This is a genomic window from Xenorhabdus santafensis, from assembly GCF_033949405.1.
Lineage (GTDB): Bacteria > Pseudomonadota > Gammaproteobacteria > Enterobacterales > Enterobacteriaceae > Xenorhabdus > Xenorhabdus santafensis.
In genome coordinates, this window is sequence record NZ_VCDN01000342.1 from 1 (window position 1) to 349 (window position 349).

Annotated in this window: 1 protein-coding gene; it reads right to left on the reverse strand. The window is 32.7% G+C overall.

The window, feature by feature from the left end; all coding sequences use genetic code 11:
* Window positions 1-349, reverse strand: a 349-nt coding sequence (locus FE392_RS20500) for a hypothetical protein (RefSeq protein ID WP_319931943.1), incomplete at both ends; no start/stop codon positions are given.

Below are 349 nucleotides of genomic sequence, written 5' to 3' on the forward strand. Positions count from 1 at the left end.
AAAATACAGCGTATGATCTGTTTTATCAACAACAGCCATTTCCTTTTCTTTGTTTTCTAATACTGTTGGATTCCATCCAGAAAACCTAGGGTACACTTTGGCTACCATCTCTTTTAAAACATGTACCGTTCTTTGTGGACGTTTTTGAAAATAGCGTTCTACTGTTTGTTTAAATTCTTTCATTCTTTTTTGAAATTGTTCCAACAGCTCATACAATCCCGCTTGTTTTACCATATTTCGTACTTCTTTTTCACTGTCTGTTGCTATTTCATATAACTGTTCCCAAGTTTTACTGATTTCTTTTGTTTTTTTATATTCTTCCGCTAAACGTGTATTTTCTTGTTTTCCT